Origin of the sequence: Bacteroides salyersiae WAL 10018 = DSM 18765 = JCM 12988 (genome assembly GCF_000381365.1) — a bacterium.
Classification (GTDB): domain Bacteria; phylum Bacteroidota; class Bacteroidia; order Bacteroidales; family Bacteroidaceae; genus Bacteroides; species Bacteroides salyersiae.
In genome coordinates this window covers 183,855-184,733 of sequence record NZ_KB905466.1, presented here as the reverse complement: position 1 = coordinate 184,733, position 879 = coordinate 183,855, and the positions used below count along the sequence as shown (strand labels likewise).

The 879-nt window shown below is 32.5% G+C and carries 2 protein-coding genes; both read left to right on the top strand.

Annotated elements, in window-relative coordinates:
• The coding region (locus tag HMPREF1532_RS20635; RefSeq protein ID WP_244266397.1) for a hypothetical protein at positions 1 to 203 on the top strand (203 nt) is incomplete at its 5' end.
• A 112-nt stretch (positions 204 to 315) separates the two neighbouring features.
• Entirely contained in the window at positions 316 to 696 is a 381-nt protein-coding gene (locus tag HMPREF1532_RS20510; protein ID WP_244266396.1) for a hypothetical protein, read from the top strand.
• The last annotated feature ends 183 nt before the right edge of the window (positions 697 to 879 follow it).

The following is an 879-nucleotide window of genomic DNA, read 5'->3' as shown; positions in this document are numbered from 1 at the left end:
CGATTTTTATTATACTTACACTTCAAGGGGATAGCTCTCCTAAACGTACAGTTGATGAGGCAACTGATAGTAGCAAGAATGAAAAACATGGAGATAGTGGACGCACTCTTGAAAAGGAAAAAGAAAGATTGGAAGGACTTGAGTCAGATGTAAGGAATGCTAAAACAAGAAAAGAAAAGGAGCAGCTAAAGATAAAAATCTAAAAAATCAAAGAAATTGCTATTAAAGATCAAAAGGGTGAAGAACATGGAAGGATAGGTCGTTAACATATTGATACCACTAAAATCGTTATCAATTTTTGTATTAGGAACAAATGTGGAGGATTATTTACATCTGGGTTATGGCTATATTTCAAAAGAGGAAATGCAAGTATATAGCGATACATATACGTTTCCAGATTTTAGAATATCACTTTCAACTGATGAGAAAACAGATAAATTAATATATGGGATAGAAACAGATGTATCTTGTGTGTATAAAAAACATGAATTGATTAACATGCTGTATGATGACTTCTTAACTTTAGTGAACTTGTTGCCTGATGACGTAAGTGATATATATATTCATGGGGCTAAAAAAAATGGTCATATTTATAAAGTTTATTATTTTGATTCTCTTGGGTTGACTCTTTTTGTTTGGAGAGGACGTATTCGTTCCATTAATGTATCTAATTATGACGTTTTTGTGAATGATTGATTAAAAGCGTTCTGGATGCAAGGGACAATTGAGAAGACAAATCATGTTTTTTATAGATTCTTACAAAATAGAAGATAATCCACAGAAAAGTGAAAAAACGGAAAAGAAAAAATCTGCAACAGCTCTTCCTGTTCCAGTTTTAACGACTCTGGGTACTGCAGCAGAAGCATTTGGTACAACAGT